Origin of the sequence: Desulfosporosinus shakirovi, assembly GCF_020595055.1 — a bacterium.
Classification (GTDB): Bacteria; Bacillota; Desulfitobacteriia; order Desulfitobacteriales; family Desulfitobacteriaceae; genus Desulfosporosinus; species Desulfosporosinus shakirovi.
The window spans coordinates 1-15,620 of the sequence record NZ_JAJDOO010000025.1; the positions used below are offsets into that span (position 1 = coordinate 1).

Genomic DNA, 15,620 nt, shown 5'->3' on the forward strand with positions numbered 1-15,620 from the left:
AACAAAAAAACAGGAGCAAAAAACTTCTAGATGCTTCTATCTAGGAGTTACTAAAAACCTCCGCTAATTACCACATGGCAATATGCCCATCCGCTCTTGGCTCAGTGCCTCCTGCTAACATCCCATCTGCGGTTCTCCAGATGATTTAACCGCGTCCAAAACTGGATGTATCCATCGACCATTTTATGTCATGTCCCCTGCAGACAAGTTCCTGAGCAATATGCTCTGAGAAAGAGTGTTCATTACAACCTGAACATGTCCTTGAGGTTGCATAAATGCTCCCATAACTCCGAAGGGGCCAACTGGAAGGCTATCTTTAGTTAAGAATCCGGGAATGGATAGTATGGTAAGACCTTTTACCCGGTTGAAGACAATTAGCGTGGTTAGGATCCAGGGAAAAATTATTCCCGCGATTGTGAAGGCTAATCCCCGTCTCTGGGACGACCAATCCTGAACCGAATCCATCATAGTTGCTTTGAATAAACGAAACCATGTTTCCCTCCCCATCTGCTGTTGCCAAATAAACCGTCCCCCCTTTCGGCGGGTTGCCAGGTTCGGGCTGAAGAGCTCTTTCTCCAATTAGCTTTCGGCGATCCGCAGCATATCCTTCCGAAAGAAGACCTTCAATATTTAATGACATCTGAGATGGATCGGCTATGTATTTCTTCCCGTCAGCAAATGCCAACTTTAGGGCCTCGATTTGAAGATGATAGGAATTCGCACACTCTTTCATCTCAAAATCAAACCCTTTTAAAATATTTAAAGCCATCAACGCGACTAATCCATGTCCGTTAGGAGGAATCTCCCATACGTCATAGCCACGATAATTTACGGAGATCGGGTTTACCCATTCAGGCTTGAAAGTAGCTAAATCAGCTTTCCTTAGAAAACCGTTGTGACGTTGAGAAAATTGAACGATCTTATCAGCTATGTCTCCATTGTAAAACGATTGAGCCTTTGTTTCAGCAATCGATTGTAACGTTCGGGCCTGATCCGCAGACCTCCAGAGTTCCCCAATTTTTGGAGCACGCCCTTGAGGAGCAAACGTTCGAAACCAGTTCTCAAACTGCTCGCCTTTAAGCTTATGAACATATCGGTCAAAGGAGATCTCCCAATTCCTTCCTACCGTCGGAGAAATGGGGTAACCTTCTTCCGCATACTTTATGGCAGGTGCCATCACCACGGTTAGGGGAAGCTTACCAAAACGGGCTGATAATTCGGCCCAAGCTGCTGGCGCTCCCGGAACGGTGACAGGGAACCATCCATAAGCAAGCATTTCTTGACACCCGGCATTTTTTAAAGTCTGCAAGGTGAGCTGTTGAGGTGCAGGCCCACTGAATTAAGCCCATAAAGTTGACCCTTCGTCCATACTAAGGCAAAGGCATCTCCTCCAATTTCCGTTCGAGGTCGGCTCCACAACCGTCAGGCATACGGCAGTGGCAATCGCTGCATCTATCGCATTTCCGCCTTTTCTCAAGACAGATAACCCAGCTTCAGCTGCAAGAGGCTGGGCAGAGGCTACCATACCATTTTTGGCGTAAGCAGTCATTCGGCGAGACGCATAAGGATTATGAAGTGTGTTAAAGTCGACGGGAAAGACATACGCTACTATCGCAGATGAAGCAGAAGTTAGAAGAGTTCAAGGCACAAACTCTTGAGCAAAAGAAAGCAATCCCTGACCAAAGAGTAGCAGCCGGCAACCTTACTCAGGAACAAGCGGACGCTATTTATAACTCACTGAAGACAAATCAAGCCACCTGCGACGGAACAGGCAGTGCAGCAATTGCGAAAAGTACCGGAGCCGGATTTGGTCTGGGGCAGGGCCAAGGAATGGGTCAGGGTATGGGGCGAAAAGGGAATAATGCAGGTCAACGCACTGGAGGGGGCTTTGGGGGCGGAATGGGCAGTGGAGCCTGCGTGAACTTCTAAGCAAGCTTTAAAATGCAAAATACAGCTAGGAAACTATCATGTTTCCTAGCTGTATTTAATTTAGATCATACTTCATTAACCAACCAAAGAAAATCATTGATTTGCTTCTATCCACTATCATAAGTGAAATGAAGTATCTATGCATTCATATTTAAAAAACTTAGTTTAAAATGGTTTTTTATATGATAATGAGGTGAAAATATGGTAGTGTAGAGGGAGAATTTTCCCCTTTTAGTATTAGCTTAATATCATTAAAATACACAGGAAATGTTGTGACAAGAGTGCAAAGATTGGAACTGGCGTTATGAAGTCATATAATGCATACCCTATTGATGAGGAGCATCAAGGTCTTACGATTGAGGTCTACCTAAAACAGGTTCAGAAGTATTCAGGAAGAAAGATTCAGAAGCTAACCCGACTAAAAGGAATTTTGCTTAACAAAAAGCCCGTTTTCTTACAGAAGAAGGTTAAAACGGGAGATATTTTACGTGTACTGTCCCTTGAAGACTCGTCCTACGGAGTTGAACCGGAGTCAGGTCCAGTTGAAGTCTTGTACGAGGATAGTTATCTAATAGTATTGAATAAGCCCTCTGGTCTATTGGTACATCCTGCGGGCCAAACTTCCCGGGGTACGTTAAGCAATTACCTTGCCCATTACTATCAACAGCAGGGAGCAATCTGCACAGTTCGTCCAATACACCGCCTGGACAGAGAAACTTCAGGGTGTGTTGTATTTGCCAAAGACAGCCATACCCAAGCCTTATTAGATGGCTTGCTGAAAGAAGGAGTTCTAAAGCGCACTTACCAAGCCGTGGTTCATGGTCTTATGGATCCTCCAGCCGGAACCATCAATGCCCCAATCGGCTCACACCCTACCAAGCCGAACCGGCGCGCGGTAAATCCCAAAGGGGACCAAGCTGTTACCCATTACAAAACGATTCGGAGCTTTTCTGAAGCTTCACTGTTAGAACTAACTCTAGCCACCGGCAGGACTCATCAAATCCGTGTTCATTTAACTCACGTTGGGCATCCAATTATTGGAGACAGGATGTATGGAAAAGGCTCGCCATTCATAACGGGTCAAGCTTTACACGCCTCATTTTTACACTTCCCGCACCCGGTTGAGGAGCATGAAATTGCAGTTGAAGCTCCATTTCCAGCAGATTTTTTACGAGTACTAGAAAATCACTTCAGTTGTAACCACGAACCAGATAGTTAAAGTTAATCACTTTAAAAATAGGGATAATCTCATTTTTCATAAACAAAACCCCCATTACCACGTCATTAATGGGGGTTTTGTTGTAACTCCTGATAATTTGCAGATCATTTACCCTCCACTGGAAGGACTGAGTAATGCCAACTCATCGCCATCCTTGAGCAACACAGAAAAACGCTTTTTACCATTGATGTGTTGTTTATTGACAAACATAATTGCCTGACTCAGCAATCAATTTACTAGCTGCCTCAAGTATGCTTTGTCTCTTACTGATTAGTTGACTCTCTGTCTCTTCTTTACTCATTTTTCACCTCATACCATTGCCCAACTAAATAAAAACATCCGGCTTCATTTCGCAGTAAAAAACCCCACAATTCCTTAAAACGGAGGGGAATTGTGGGGTTTAACTAGACTTCCCTCTGCCTTAAAACCTATAATCAGTTCGTTATTCCGTACAACTAAGGGGCGGATAATAGCCTTTGGATTTACAGTCAGAAAATTGGCTACAGCCAATTCGTTAGAGTCCTCAAGTTCTTTCCCAAGTTCCTTGTAGGTTTTGCAGCAAACTTTGAACGAGAACACCCCCAAGTTTAGCAAGGTCAGTCAGTTCTTCGACAGAGAGAGGGTTTTTCACAATATTGCGGTATTCAAACTTAACATTCTGCTGCAGAAGACCCGCTTCTGCTTTACGGCAAGTCGTTCACTGGGGAAAGCAATAAAATGTCAGCATTTTCTTTTTCCTCCTATGGCTAGGGTTATATACCGTCTCTCCAAGAACTTGGATCTTATATTTAGAAGTAGGATGTACCATCAAAATATTTTTTAACAACCCAGTTTGGCAAGAGGCTAAAGGGTACATCAAATCTTGTTTAAGATTATAAGTTTATTATTATGTCCTCAAGAGCACGTTTGGGCACATGATGTATCCCTTGCTGGTCTCTCCAATACTTTATGTCTCCTGATTCGCCTAGTTTGTCTATGACCACCACTTCTTTTGGTTTACCCAGGGCAATCACTGTTAAAATAGCGAAATGGTTAGGCAGATCTAATTCTTGAGCTAGTGCAACACGGTCAATCGAATTAAATTGGCATCCTCCTAAACCTTTTTCGACAGCACCTAACAATATGCTCTGAACAGCAATTCCGTGGTCCCAAAAGAAACCTTTACTAATCCTTTGATCATGAAGCACGACCACGTATGCACTAGGCTGCTCCCCTTCTTGAGGCCCATCCCAGTCCTTAAAGTAGCCAGCCCATTTTAAGGTTTTAAAAATTCGATTATTTATTTCAGACGTCTGAGATATTATGTACTTTAGCGCCTGAAGATTCCCCCCCGTTGAAGAAAGCCTTGCAAGGTCAACGAGGTCTTTTAAAGTCTCACGGGTTACCTCTGCGTCCTGATAAAATCGACGATAAGTTCGGTTTTTTTCAATAAGTTCACGAATCATATTAAATATCCCTCCAAAAAGTTATATCTATCAGCGTAGAAAATTTCAGTCGGACCGTCTCTTTGTTCTCAATAATATTATTTCCGTGGCAACCATTACCTGAAATGTCTCATGCCAGTGAGATCTTACTTTTTTATTCGGCTTAAGGCCAAATCCAAGGCCTCTTTAACCGTCTGTGCATAATCCAGTTTAATGCTTCTTCTTTCATCTAAATACTCTTCTTCATACGCTATGGTCCTCACTTTTTTAGCCCATCCGCCTGAAGGTTCCAGAATTACGACAGGTTTAAGATTCAGGTATGCCGCCGATAATTCCCCCAGTGTGCCATTACCTCCACCCACCATTATTAAGGCATCCGAAGAATGAACAAGAATTAAGCTCCGATAATCAAAACTTAATCCTGTATTAATAGGAATGTCAATATAATTATTAGCCCTATCCATCGTGTCTCCTGGTAAAATCCCTACTACTAGACCATTAGCCTCTTTGGCTCCTTTAGAAGCACACTCCATCACACCGTTTGTACCACCCGTTAAGAGAATTGCACCTCTAAGAGCAATTTCCCGCCCCATTTCTTGGGCCAATTGTTGCAGTTCAGCAGATATATCCCCTGATTGCCCGATAACCCCAATGCGTATCAAACTACTCATCCTTTCCGAAAAATGATATAGCCTTTGTATAATATGTCACTGAAAAGCAACATTATGCTAGCGTATTTTCGCCCCGAAAGGTATGAGCCCAAGTTTAGCAAATTTGAAATGCTGGAGGCCAAAGGGTATACCAATGATTGTTATGCACAATAAGGCCCCTGCTAAAGACCATAAAACTGAAGCAATAATACCTCCAATTAATAGCCAAATAATATTGCCAATTATATTCATTTACACCCTCCTTTTATTTTATTTAGTCATCACTGTCTGCAGTACAGGTAATCCATAATAAACAAGGGCAATAATAAATACTATGCTAATGGCCAACTTAAATAACTTCTTAAGAATGAAGCCGACAGTAGCGATCACTAAACCTCCAATTAGTATCTCTTGAAACCCTAGTCCCCCGAAGAAATTCTCCATAATTCATAACTCTCCTTCTAAAAGTTCTATAATACATTCTATATCACACTCTCCAAAGAAGGAAGACCATATGAAAATACTTAAAAGGCTGCCATTCATGAAAAGATTAACAACGAATTTCAACCCTTCCCCGTTGAAGGGTAATCCATATTGAGGCATATGAGATTGTTGTTACAGAAATGAGCAACAATGGAGGAAATCGGGATTATTTATAGAATCTAAATATTTAAAAGTTTCCGAACATCCCTTTTTCCGCCAATTATTAAGTTGCTATTTACTGAAAGGAGTTTAAAGCCTATGTCAAAGCTAGATAATCCGCTAAATATATACAAGTTACTTCCAAAATTAAATTGCAAACTTTGTGGGGTAGCGACATGCTTGGCGTTTGCCGCTGCTGTAATCAAGGGTGACAAACGTCTCAAAGAATGCCCTCATCTGGAGCACAATGCAATCAAAGAACTCGATGGTAAGATTATCAGACAAATGACTCCTGAAGAGCAGTTGAAGCAGGTACTCGTCCCGCTGAAAGAAGAAATTATCAAAGTAGATTTTTCTGCTTCAGTGAAACGATTGGGAGCTAAGCTTTCGGGCGATAAGTTAACAGTCAAGTGTCTTGGCAAAGACTTCACAGTTGATTCTAAGGGTAATGTTATATCTGACTGTCATATTAATGTCTGGGTAATTGTGCCATTACTCAACTACATTATCAGAAGCGCGGGAATTGATCCTTCTGAAAAATGGGTTCCTTTTAGGGAGCTTAGCAGCGACACGGTATGGAATTCATTTTTCGAACAAAGGTTCGAAAAACCTTTAAAGCAACTAATAGATAGCTATCCCGATCTTATTGAAGATTTGATTTATATTTTTAACGGAAAGCCAGTAGAAACTAGTTTCACCTCCGATATTTCGCTTGTATTATACCCTTTGCCTAAGATTCCTTTACTTATTTGTTACAAGAAACCAGAAGAGGATCTAGAATCTAAGCTCAATGTCTTTTTCGATAGTACAGCAGGAGACAATCTTCACATTGATTCAATCTATAGGCTCTGCGTTGGACTTCTGGTAATGTTTCAAAAGATCTCTTCGAGACACATATAGACATAAAACTCCTATTGAATGTTCTTCACAAGCTGTAATTGATTCATCGAAGTTCCGACGTCTAACCTTCCCAATTCAGGTCTACCAAAGATCCGAGCATTTTCATGCGTTGCCATACCATAGACCTCCAGCCTTGGGATTCCAGACTGAACCATCCAGTCTATCTCATCATACAAGCTCTCAGCGTGAGGCACTTGATAAGCGCCGGCATCCGTGCCAACACCCAGTCGGACGTTTAAACAATAAGCTTCGTAAATTTTCGCCAAGTGAGCCTCCAGAATACGTTTCAAAGTATCAACTTCATGTGGGGAGTAACGACCGGTTGGATATTTCAGTATGTTCCCTATCGGTGACACCGTTGGAACCCAAGCAATGCTCTTTTCTCTCATCCGCTCAAGATCTTTGGTCGTCATATAATATCCGTGTTCAATTGAATCAACTCCGGCTTCAACAGCTAATGAGATCCCCTCTTCCCCACTGGCATGAGCCATGACAAGTATTTGACGTTCATGAGCCGCTTCGACGATTTCCCTTAATTCCTCTACCGTCCACTGATTAGGACCCACTCTCGAAAAATCATCAAATCGAATCAATCCTGTAACTATAACTTTAAGTTGGTCTATGCCTTGATCGAAGAAGTCGCTCTCCTTTTCCTGCCATTCCTTAAGGTCTTGAAAGCCCCGACCAAGAAAACGGCCATACATTCCCCCTCGACCCACAGCCTCGTGAACTGATATGACCTTAGGCCCAGACCACAATCCTTCATTAACCTTGTTTTTTGCTTTCCAGGAAAATCCCGGTAAGTCTCCGCCGTCGCGAATAGCAACAATTCCCATCTCCAGATATCGCTGTAAAAACACTTTAATGTTGTCCTCGATCAAAAGAGGCTGAGCCCAATTTTCTAAGCACTGATAAAAATCCAGGCTGTCTAAAGCTAAATGAACATGGGCATCTAACCATCCAGGCAAAAGGAAATAGGAGCTCCATAGCAACGACGGTTCAGTGTGACTTTCTAAATGACTTAAAGCCTTCAATGAGTTGACCTTGCCATCCTTCCATTTTAAAAGCACAGGTTTAGAACACATACCCAGTTCATGGCTCCAATACCCTGCGATGATCGTTTCCCCTTCATCGGGAATTTCCAAGATTTTTCGTTCTGAACTGCACGAAATGTACACCCTATTTATCTCCTCTCTATCCTAAGTAGAAGTTATTCCCAATCTATCTTTCCTACCAGATAATTACCTAAAAGAGCAAGAAGCACCCAGTTAAAGGGTTTTAGCTTCTTGCTCTTATTCACACCCGGACCCATAGTCTTATTTTAGTTCTTCAATCAACGCCTTAAATCCGGGCAGTGCTTTCACGATTGTTTCATAAGCAACACAATAGGCAATTCGGACATAACCGGGGCATCCAAATGCAGACCCAGGAACTATGAGAATATTTTTCTTATTAGCCAAACTGCAGAATTCGGCATCGTTTTCAATGGGGGATTTGACAAACATGTAAAAAGCACCCTCGGGTTTAATACATTGGTAGCCATAGGATAAGAGCTCTTTATAAAGAAGTTCCCGATTCCTATTATAAGCCTCAAGATCCACCTTTGCATCCAAGCATTTTACAATGACACGCTGGAATAACGCCGGTGCATTAACAAAACCTAAAATGCGATTTGCAATATTGGCTGCAGAAATAATATTTTCAAAATCGGCAGCTTGATCTGAAATCATAAGATAACCTATTCTTTCGCCAGGAAGTGAAAGGGATTTGCTGTACGAGTACCCGACGATGGTATTTGCATAATATTTTGATAGGTAAGGCACCTCAGCCTGATCATAAGCAAGCTCTCTATACGGTTCATCAGCAATCAGATATATATCTGTGCCAAATTCCTTTTGCTTCTCTCTCAGTATTTCAGAAAGCTTGATTATAGTTTCTTCCGAATAGATAACCCCTGTTGGATTATTAGGAGAATTGATGATAACCGCTTTGGTTCTAGGGGTGATTTTATCCTTGAATTCTTTAAGATTTGGTTGAAAATCGATGGTATTAGGAGACACTGCAATTAATTCACCCTCGAAGTTTTTGACGTAGTTTCTGTACTCTCCGAAAAAAGGTGCAAAAGTAATTACCTCATCCTTTGGATTAAGTAAGGTTTTTAAAATAACATTTAACCCGCCTGCTGCGCCGACGGTCATAAGAATACTGTTGTGGGTAATTGTGGTACCAAATTTATCATTGATAGATTTAGCAATCGCTGCCCTAACTTCTTCATACCCTGAATTATTCATATACCCATGAATACCTATATCGTTATCATTTACAATCTCTAAAATTGCCTTCTTCACTTCTTCAGGCGGTTCAACATTGGGGTTTCCGAGGCTAAAATCGAAAACATTTTCCGCACCGTAGATTCCTGCTAACCTTTTACCCTCCTCAAACATGGCCCGAATTACAGAACTGTTTTTTACCTGCTCATGCATTTTTTCTGAAATCATACCGCTCAAACCTTTCTTCTTCAACTAATATTAGAAATTGGGAGAAGTCGTATATTTAAATTGTGAAATTAGTTCCCTTCAAGATTTCGATAAAAAATCTGATAATCCTGCCAGCACTATATTATTAGTGCTTTTTATGTTTCAAGCCGTGATAATAATATAAAATCGCTGTACAAAAAGCCGCTGTAATTTTTACAAGAAGATCCGTTGAAGTGTCTTCAAGTCCACCCTTTACCATGTTCGTCTTAAATAAGTAATCCCCTATAAACTCAAACATTTCCCATAGGGTGCCTAGGGCAATTGCAACGCTAAAAGCAAGTATTACTGCAAATAGCCTGAATCGTTGCTCCGTAATTTCTTGTCTCTTTTGGAAAATTCCTTTTATTAAATAAAGTGCTATGACAACAGCATAGCTCCCAAATATTGCATGGAGAAATAAATCCCACCACCAAAATATTACATAGAAATTCTTGATTTCCCCCAAGAATTGTGTAAAAAAGATAAATACTAGTGCTATTGTTTGAAAGCCAGAAGGTAGAAGTATATTTCTTTGATTAGCAATGCGGGTAACTATAAAAGGACCAATAAGACAAACGACAGCGAGCATCGCCAAACTCAAGTTCTTCCATTGTCTAAACGCAATATCTACAATAGCCGTATATATAAGAATTATCTCAAAAAACAATGCCACTCCAAGTGACAGCTTACTGCTTTGATTATTCATTAGAGCAAGACTCCTTCCGAATGGAATCTCTGGGGAGGCCCTTATCCTGATCTAATTTTCTACTCCAAATGATTCACGCATTAATTGCCAAGCCGCTTTTCGATAGGTGGCTGTTAAAATTCCTAAGGATGACATAATACTATCTTTATCTAATAAAATTGCGTTTTTTTCTTCTGCAAACAGTGTACCCGCCCTACCCATAATACTCTCCCGCAAAATTTCAAGGCCATTAGGTAACTGAGTTAGTGCCACACCTGTTCCAACAATCCACCGGACATTACTTAAATCTCTCTCCTCACAATTGCCCCAGACACCACAATGTCGTTTTAGCGCAATTGTTATTGCTGCAGCAGTTATCTCAGAGCTAAAGACTATCTGTTCAGGTGTTTCTGGTCTGGATGAAATAAGTTTTTCCCATTCTTCTCCATGATGCTCTACGATTCTATTTTCACCTATCAGCTTTACCAAGGGTAAAGGATCAATAAGAACACCCAAATCCTCTTCAACCCTTCGTTGAGGCCCTAGTCCAGAAGTTAGCAAATACAAATTTGTCGCTATCGCGCCAACATCAAGTACCAGGACTTCTCCTACTTCCTCATAGATCAGTTTAGCAGCTTTCATAATAGCTTCAGTAGCCGGCAAAATCCCGCCCGTGAGAACAATTGGTCCATTCGCTTTCATAGTGTGAATTGTCGGCACTGAACTTACAGCATAAAAAGGTATATCCCCTAAACAACCAACAGGTCCGATATCTTTCTCTAAGTCAGTAACAGCAAATTGTAACCCAGTTCGATAATCCCCATCGTATTCAGTCGTCAGAGAGATCCCTTGCCCTAGTAAAAGTGGATTTTCCGTGTCTAAATTGGCAAATGCTTTCACAACTATTGTATCATTACCAATTTCGGCGACTAATACCTTTTGCATACTCTCTCTCCTCACTTTGGCAACTTATTGTTATCATTATCGTACCCTAAAAAAGAAAAAGTACCCGAAACGGTTATTAAACCTGGAAATATAGATAAGGTCATTTATGGAAGTTCAACCAACAACTTGTACTATATTTTTAGGTAGTCAGCATGTATACTTCACTGTACGAGGCCTTAAAGATAGTAAGCAACAGGAAAGGGGTAGTACTAGTGAAAAAAAGTATTTTATTAATGACATTAGTTATAATAGCTATTATCGCCTCAGCTTCCGTAACCCAAGCTGCAACATTAAAGGCAGGCTCAACAGGTTCAGAAATCATTATGTTGCAATCAGAGCTCCAAACCTTAAATTACGATGTTGGTCCGGTGGACGGAATTTTCGGAAGTAAAACCAGAGCCGCTGTTCAGGCATTTCAACGTGACAATAATTTATTAGTGGATGGAATTGTCGGTCCACAAACACAAGAAGCCTTGAAAAAAGTAACTATTTCTAATTCAGACATTTCAAATGCAAGTATTTTAAAAGCAAATACTTCGCCTCAGGAAAAAACTGACCAAATAATAAGTACAGCCAAAAGTTTCTTAGGCGTTCCCTACAAATGGGGAGGCACCACTCCTTCAGGCTTCGACTGCTCTGGCTTTACCCGTTATGTTTTTGCCAGCCAAAATATTTCTTTGCCGCGTGTCAGCATTGATCAATATGGAGTAGGAACCCCAGTAGCCTTTAACAATCTTATTCCAGGTGACTTGGTTTTCTTTAACCTTGTCTCAGGAAAGCAAGTAAGTCATGTAGGCATCTATATTGGAGATAATCAATTTATCAGTGCAACCAGCAGTAAGGGAATTGCTATTTATAGCTTTACTCCCTATTGGGCAAATGCCTATGTGGGAGCGAAACGTATCTATTAAACATTCCTCAAATATTTAAAAGCTGTGTAAAGAATTAATTTGCTAATCCAGCTTAATAAGGCAATCTTGTTTCGATGAAAGTTAAAATTTTCACCAAATAACATCAACGGCCACGCATACGCGTGGCCGTTTCCGATTTCATTTCATATAAAACTTAACTTCTTGTTTCGCCATTTTTTCTTCCCAATCCATTTGTAACAATGCTAAATCATCTTTATAATCGGTTTTTGTCTCATCCTTGTCGTATTCAAGATTCTCTAACACCTCGATTGTGAAACTCTCTTCCCCATATTCTTTCCATTCCTTCTGTAACTCTCGGTTAGGATAAGCACCCAATTCCAATTTGAACTTGATGCTGTTTAGGGTCGCTCTCAAATTTTGTGTTCCTTCAATTAGACATTTATTATTGTGCTTAGACCGGATAATCAAAACTCCCATATCCGGTTTCATTTGTAGATATTGTTGTTTCAACTCTTTCTTTCTGTCCATTAGTTTAATATCCCATCTCCTTAAGAATCCTGCTTAGAGTACTCAACCGTTCCCCCATCAACTCGTCATCAATACTGAGCGCCTGGCTAAATAACTTTATGTCTTCATTAATTTTTTCATTATCCGTACATACTGCTACTGTCATAGCATCCCCTTGTAAGCCCACCCTGTCTATGACAGGATTGTCAGTATCGTATAATTTTTCATATCGATAAGCCTCTCTGAAATGCAGTTTTGCTCTGCATATTAAAATTGCAAGATCAAGGACACGATGAAGGGGTAGTTCCTCAGACTGTCTTGACCATTTTTCTCCCGTATATCTCCATACTTTAGCGGATACATCTACCTTACCTCGATCATTCCACTGGGCTAAACCTAATGAAAGACCTTTTGCATCTGAATTATAGGCATATCTGCCATCAACATTTTCATAATTCTCCGAAATAATAACTGGTTTATGCTTTAAAGTGGTCGGTATTTTCATTATCTCAACCTCCAAAATTTTGATCAACCTTAGTAATTTAGTAAATTACTAATTCACTGTACTTAGTATAGACTTTCTGACACGTAAAGTCAAACAACGTAAAAGACCGCCACGGATAGTGACGGTCCCTAAAAGTTACATCCAATACTGGTACAGACGCGACGATTCAAATATTAGAGGGTCCGGTCAAGGCGGTTACCAAAACGTTTAATTCGCCAAGATCAAAGAGGCATTTGGACAGTAGTTGGCTATGCCCCCAGGTAACCCTGCTCGAATAAAGGCTTGTTTCAAGGCAGAAAAAGGGATTCCCAGAAGTGTATTCCGAGAACCCCTTTTTCATATTCTCCGTAATAACCAAGCCCATAATGCTTGCTTTCTAAGTATTATGGGCTTGGTTTCCGGTTATTCAATCACTATACTAATCTAAAAAGTTGCTCTTTGTTAATCGAATCATTTCTACTTTGGAATCTGCTTTCACATCCTGGTTTAACAGCGCATTATCATCTTTGTCTAAGTCAAAAATAATTAACTGCCCATCTCCCAGATCGTAAAAACCTTCAAGTCTACCTTCCCCGTGCCTACTTTCTAACTTTTTATAATTCGAACCATAGTTATCAAACACGTCTTTGGCCATATCTCCTATTTTACTTCCCCTATTTGTCGGAAATTGTGCCGAGGTGGTCTCAATTTCAAGAACCTGTCCGGAGTCCTTTCCTACAATAACGGTAACTCCTTTATCATAGGTTCTCTTATTCCAAGACTCTGGAAAATGACCTGGCTCTTCGTGGTACTCCTCCTTAAAGACACTTCCTAATATCTCATTAACCTGACTTTGACTGTCACCAAGTCGGATCTGTCCAATGCTCGGGCGCATATCAGTATCAGCCTGTTCATCTTTCAGGATTGTAATCTCATCAGCTGTTGCCTGAACCGGATATGACTCAGCAACTGGCCCTATGAACCTCACTTCCACTTTTAGGTTTTCCTGCAAAACATCAAAATTGGAATTCACAATATTGTCCGCAGATTTTTCATTGATCTTAGTCTTTCGGGTTACTTTGATTGAAGCCTGGTCATAAGGCTTAGAGCCTTTTTTCCCTTCGACTACAATAGTTCCAAGAATCTCCCCTGATTGGTTCTTAGTCAACTTGATGACGGTACCAACAATATCTGTTTTATTCACACCTTGTAAATCCCCAGGATTTTGGGAGTTAGCTGAACCGCATCCAGAAAGCATAAATATCCCAACTAAGGAAATAGCAATTAATTTAATTAGTTTCATAATTTCTCCCTCTGCAATTAGTTACCACTGTCGCCCCGGATCATCAGCCATACTGTTAACGGTACCTGCAGGATGAAGCACAAGATAATGATCCATCACAGGATCAGAATTGCTAGCAGTCGTCAGTGGGAATACAAACTCTATCTTAAATTCCGGCCCAGCTGTATAGCCGATGATTTCTTCTCCATTAACTTTCACGTCATAAGCTGGAGTTCCATATACTTCTTTAGTTTTCTCAAGAGAAAGCTGCTGCAGCTGTTTATCGAAGGAGCGAACCTCAAAAATCCGGGAACCTTTGTTAAAACCAAAAACCACTGCATGTTTTGAATAGGTAGCATAAGTACCTTTGGCAGCAGCGACCCAATCGGTTTTATCAGGTTCCCCCCATTGACTCTTTACATCTTCTATTACGGTTGCCTTCACTGGAAAAGTACTGTTAATGACTTTCCCTTGCTCCGCTAATTGCTTCATATTCAATAATAACTCTCTCATGGCATCTGAGGTTTGAGGTGCAGTTGAGAATGGAGGGGTTTGAGCAGCAGAATCTGGTTGAATCGGCGGTTTTTCACTCTGCGAATTTGCTGGGGAGCATCCTATAAGAAGGGACAAAGAGAGTGCCACCACTATCCATTTCAAAGTCTTCAATTTAGCCGGTTTGTTCATGTTGCTAATTCATTCTCCTTCTAAAAATTAGAGTGAAGGTATATCACCTCCCTTTTATGAACAGACGTGATTCATTGGGTAATTCTGACGCATGAGAAGCCAAAGGATAACAATACACCCAACGCCATCCTGCTATCCGAAGCTTTTAAGACGTGATAACCTTTATGTTTAAGATAAATATCAATTAAATCTCTGATCTCTTTTTCATCATCGACCACAAGTATGGTTCCTTTAGCCATGCACGTAATCCCTCTATGTTTACGTGAAAAACCAGGTCAAAAATCAAGCCGCCTAATATTATTGAAGATAAAAGATCTAAGATAACATGTTGCTTAATAAATTGGGTCGCCAAAATAATTAAGATAGCGGTGATATATACTACAGTTACATTTAAATAATTTTTAGCAGGATACTTGTTAATCGCTTTAATCATTAAAAAGCTCAAAAGAACATGAATACTTGGAAAGGCGTTAAAGGGCTGGTCATTATTATAAACAAACGCAATCAGCATAGTCAAAAAGTCATTACCCACAATATCGAGCCTTGGAACATTTGTTTGAAAAAAGAAATAAATCCCGTAAGATATCAACAATCCAAGATTAATAGACAACAACGTCCGGTAATAGATTTTTTTATCTTTAAAGCAAAAGAAAGTTAACGTTCCAAATATGAAGAAATACCATGATAAATAGGGCAAAATAAAAATTTTTAGAAATGGAACACCTTGGTCTAAGTCGGTAACTAAGCTATGGGTACCCCGGTTAGCATTATTGAGCATAACATAAATAATATTCGAAATCGGAATTGACAACATTAAACATAGAGGCATGAGATTTTTAATGATCTTTTGCATCTCTTTAATCTTCCTTTCGACTGATAAC

General features: G+C 40.4%; 19 protein-coding genes and 2 pseudogenes. 4 read left to right on the plus strand and 17 right to left on the minus strand.

Features of this window, described 5'->3' with window-relative positions:
• Positions 1–316: 316 nt before the first annotated feature.
• Positions 317–1,549: pseudogene (locus tag LJE72_RS18150) on the minus strand (gamma-glutamyltransferase family protein).
• Positions 1,550–1,617: 68 nt separating this feature from the next.
• On the opposite strand from LJE72_RS18150, the gene LJE72_RS18155 reads away from it, so the two are divergent.
• Together LJE72_RS18155 and LJE72_RS18160 are read left to right on the plus strand one after the other, a co-directional pair.
• Entirely contained in the window at positions 1,618–1,929 is a 312-nt protein-coding gene (locus tag LJE72_RS18155) for a DUF2680 domain-containing protein (RefSeq protein WP_312038945.1), read from the plus strand.
• 304 nt (positions 1,930–2,233) lie between these two features.
• Positions 2,234–3,148 (plus strand): RluA family pseudouridine synthase, encoded by a 915-nt coding sequence (locus LJE72_RS18160; RefSeq protein WP_229249391.1) that lies wholly within the window; start codon positions 2,234–2,236, stop codon positions 3,146–3,148.
• Between the two features lie 108 nt (positions 3,149–3,256).
• Here the strand turns inward: LJE72_RS18160 and LJE72_RS26800 are convergent, their stop codons facing one another.
• From LJE72_RS26800 to LJE72_RS18180, 6 genes are all read right to left on the minus strand, one after another.
• On the minus strand, positions 3,257–3,358 hold the full coding sequence (locus LJE72_RS26800; RefSeq protein WP_396391418.1) for a MoaD/ThiS family protein: 102 nt from the start codon (positions 3,356–3,358) through the stop codon (positions 3,257–3,259).
• A gap of 165 nt (positions 3,359–3,523) precedes the next feature.
• The gene (locus LJE72_RS26805) at positions 3,524–3,727 is read right to left on the minus strand and encodes an arsenate reductase family protein (RefSeq protein WP_396391419.1); all 204 of its coding nucleotides are present in this window, start codon (positions 3,725–3,727) and stop codon (positions 3,524–3,526) included.
• 293 nt (positions 3,728–4,020) lie between these two features.
• A complete protein-coding gene (locus tag LJE72_RS18165; RefSeq protein WP_229249393.1) occupies positions 4,021–4,593 on the minus strand; it encodes a nitroreductase family protein in 573 nt (190 codons plus the stop codon).
• 125 nt (positions 4,594–4,718) lie between these two features.
• Complete coding sequence (locus LJE72_RS18170) at positions 4,719–5,243, minus strand: TIGR00725 family protein (RefSeq protein ID WP_396391421.1); 525 nt, start codon at positions 5,241–5,243, stop codon at positions 4,719–4,721.
• Positions 5,244–5,300: 57 nt separating this feature from the next.
• Positions 5,301–5,474 carry a YccF domain-containing protein gene (locus tag LJE72_RS18175; RefSeq protein WP_229249397.1) on the minus strand — a complete coding sequence of 58 codons (174 nt, stop codon included), beginning with the start codon at positions 5,472–5,474 and terminating at the stop codon, positions 5,301–5,303.
• Between the two features lie 18 nt (positions 5,475–5,492).
• Entirely contained in the window at positions 5,493–5,666 is a 174-nt protein-coding gene (locus tag LJE72_RS18180) for a hypothetical protein (RefSeq protein WP_200797963.1), read from the minus strand.
• A 297-nt stretch (positions 5,667–5,963) separates the two neighbouring features.
• On the opposite strand from LJE72_RS18180, the gene LJE72_RS18185 reads away from it, so the two are divergent.
• Positions 5,964–6,764, plus strand: coding sequence for a DUF3786 domain-containing protein (locus LJE72_RS18185; protein WP_229249398.1), 801 nt, complete (start codon positions 5,964–5,966; stop codon positions 6,762–6,764).
• A gap of 11 nt (positions 6,765–6,775) precedes the next feature.
• On the opposite strand, the gene LJE72_RS18190 is transcribed toward LJE72_RS18185, so the two are convergent.
• From LJE72_RS18190 to LJE72_RS18205, 4 genes are all read right to left on the minus strand, one after another.
• Positions 6,776–7,942 (minus strand): amidohydrolase family protein, encoded by a 1,167-nt coding sequence (locus tag LJE72_RS18190; RefSeq protein ID WP_229249408.1) that lies wholly within the window; start codon positions 7,940–7,942, stop codon positions 6,776–6,778.
• 138 nt (positions 7,943–8,080) lie between these two features.
• Complete coding sequence (locus tag LJE72_RS18195) at positions 8,081–9,262, minus strand: pyridoxal phosphate-dependent aminotransferase (RefSeq protein ID WP_229249409.1); 1,182 nt, start codon at positions 9,260–9,262, stop codon at positions 8,081–8,083.
• Between the two features lie 124 nt (positions 9,263–9,386).
• Positions 9,387–9,986, minus strand: coding sequence for a hypothetical protein (locus LJE72_RS18200; protein WP_229249411.1), 600 nt, complete (start codon positions 9,984–9,986; stop codon positions 9,387–9,389).
• Between the two features lie 51 nt (positions 9,987–10,037).
• A complete protein-coding gene (locus LJE72_RS18205; RefSeq protein WP_229249413.1) occupies positions 10,038–10,910 on the minus strand; it encodes a glutamate mutase L in 873 nt (290 codons plus the stop codon).
• Between the two features lie 233 nt (positions 10,911–11,143).
• Between LJE72_RS18205 and LJE72_RS18210 the strand changes: the two genes are divergently transcribed.
• A complete protein-coding gene (locus LJE72_RS18210; RefSeq protein WP_229249483.1) occupies positions 11,144–11,821 on the plus strand; it encodes a C40 family peptidase in 678 nt (225 codons plus the stop codon).
• 138 nt (positions 11,822–11,959) lie between these two features.
• Here the strand turns inward: LJE72_RS18210 and LJE72_RS18215 are convergent, their stop codons facing one another.
• The 6 genes and pseudogenes from LJE72_RS18215 to LJE72_RS18240 form a co-directional block, all read right to left on the minus strand.
• On the minus strand, positions 11,960–12,310 hold the full coding sequence (locus LJE72_RS18215) for a GIY-YIG nuclease family protein (RefSeq protein ID WP_229249414.1): 351 nt from the start codon (positions 12,308–12,310) through the stop codon (positions 11,960–11,962).
• A gap of 4 nt (positions 12,311–12,314) precedes the next feature.
• Positions 12,315–12,794 carry a DUF6530 family protein gene (locus LJE72_RS18220; protein ID WP_229249415.1) on the minus strand — a complete coding sequence of 160 codons (480 nt, stop codon included), beginning with the start codon at positions 12,792–12,794 and terminating at the stop codon, positions 12,315–12,317.
• A 418-nt stretch (positions 12,795–13,212) separates the two neighbouring features.
• Positions 13,213–14,076, minus strand: a complete 864-nt coding sequence (locus LJE72_RS18225; protein ID WP_229249416.1) for a DUF3221 domain-containing protein — start codon at positions 14,074–14,076, stop codon at positions 13,213–13,215.
• Positions 14,077–14,097: 21 nt separating this feature from the next.
• Positions 14,098–14,739: a YjgB family protein gene (locus tag LJE72_RS18230; protein ID WP_229249417.1), complete on the minus strand. Its 642-nt coding sequence runs from the start codon at positions 14,737–14,739 to the stop codon at positions 14,098–14,100.
• 113 nt (positions 14,740–14,852) lie between these two features.
• Positions 14,853–14,978: pseudogene (locus tag LJE72_RS18235) on the minus strand (DNA-binding response regulator); the annotation flags it as partial.
• Positions 14,924–15,592: a phosphatase PAP2 family protein gene (locus LJE72_RS18240; protein ID WP_229249418.1), complete on the minus strand. Its 669-nt coding sequence runs from the start codon at positions 15,590–15,592 to the stop codon at positions 14,924–14,926. The pseudogene LJE72_RS18235 and the gene LJE72_RS18240, both read right to left, overlap by 55 nt.
• Positions 15,593–15,620 lie beyond the last annotated feature (28 nt).

Coding starts and splice junctions, on each gene's coding strand:
- LJE72_RS18175 (WP_229249397.1), bottom strand. CDS start 5,474: ATGAATATAATTGGCAATATTATTTGGCTATTAATTGGAGGTATTATT.
- LJE72_RS18210 (WP_229249483.1), top strand. CDS start 11,144: ATGACATTAGTTATAATAGCTATTATCGCCTCAGCTTCCGTAACCCAA.
- LJE72_RS18195 (WP_229249409.1), bottom strand. CDS start 9,262: ATGATTTCAGAAAAAATGCATGAGCAGGTAAAAAACAGTTCTGTAATT.
- LJE72_RS18225 (WP_229249416.1), bottom strand. CDS start 14,076: ATGAAACTAATTAAATTAATTGCTATTTCCTTAGTTGGGATATTTATG.
- LJE72_RS18160 (WP_229249391.1), top strand. CDS start 2,234: ATGAAGTCATATAATGCATACCCTATTGATGAGGAGCATCAAGGTCTT.
- LJE72_RS18180 (WP_200797963.1), bottom strand. CDS start 5,666: ATGGAGAATTTCTTCGGGGGACTAGGGTTTCAAGAGATACTAATTGGA.
- LJE72_RS18200 (WP_229249411.1), bottom strand. CDS start 9,986: ATGAATAATCAAAGCAGTAAGCTGTCACTTGGAGTGGCATTGTTTTTT.
- LJE72_RS18240 (WP_229249418.1), bottom strand. CDS start 15,592: ATGCAAAAGATCATTAAAAATCTCATGCCTCTATGTTTAATGTTGTCA.
- LJE72_RS18230 (WP_229249417.1), bottom strand. CDS start 14,739: ATGAACAAACCGGCTAAATTGAAGACTTTGAAATGGATAGTGGTGGCA.
- LJE72_RS18165 (WP_229249393.1), bottom strand. CDS start 4,593: ATGATTCGTGAACTTATTGAAAAAAACCGAACTTATCGTCGATTTTAT.
- LJE72_RS18205 (WP_229249413.1), bottom strand. CDS start 10,910: ATGCAAAAGGTATTAGTCGCCGAAATTGGTAATGATACAATAGTTGTG.
- LJE72_RS18170 (WP_396391421.1), bottom strand. CDS start 5,243: ATGAGTAGTTTGATACGCATTGGGGTTATCGGGCAATCAGGGGATATA.
- LJE72_RS18155 (WP_312038945.1), top strand. CDS start 1,618: ATGAAGCAGAAGTTAGAAGAGTTCAAGGCACAAACTCTTGAGCAAAAG.
- LJE72_RS26800 (WP_396391418.1), bottom strand. CDS start 3,358: ATGTTTGTCAATAAACAACACATCAATGGTAAAAAGCGTTTTTCTGTG.
- LJE72_RS18215 (WP_229249414.1), bottom strand. CDS start 12,310: ATGGACAGAAAGAAAGAGTTGAAACAACAATATCTACAAATGAAACCG.
- LJE72_RS18185 (WP_229249398.1), top strand. CDS start 5,964: ATGTCAAAGCTAGATAATCCGCTAAATATATACAAGTTACTTCCAAAA.
- LJE72_RS18220 (WP_229249415.1), bottom strand. CDS start 12,794: ATGAAAATACCGACCACTTTAAAGCATAAACCAGTTATTATTTCGGAG.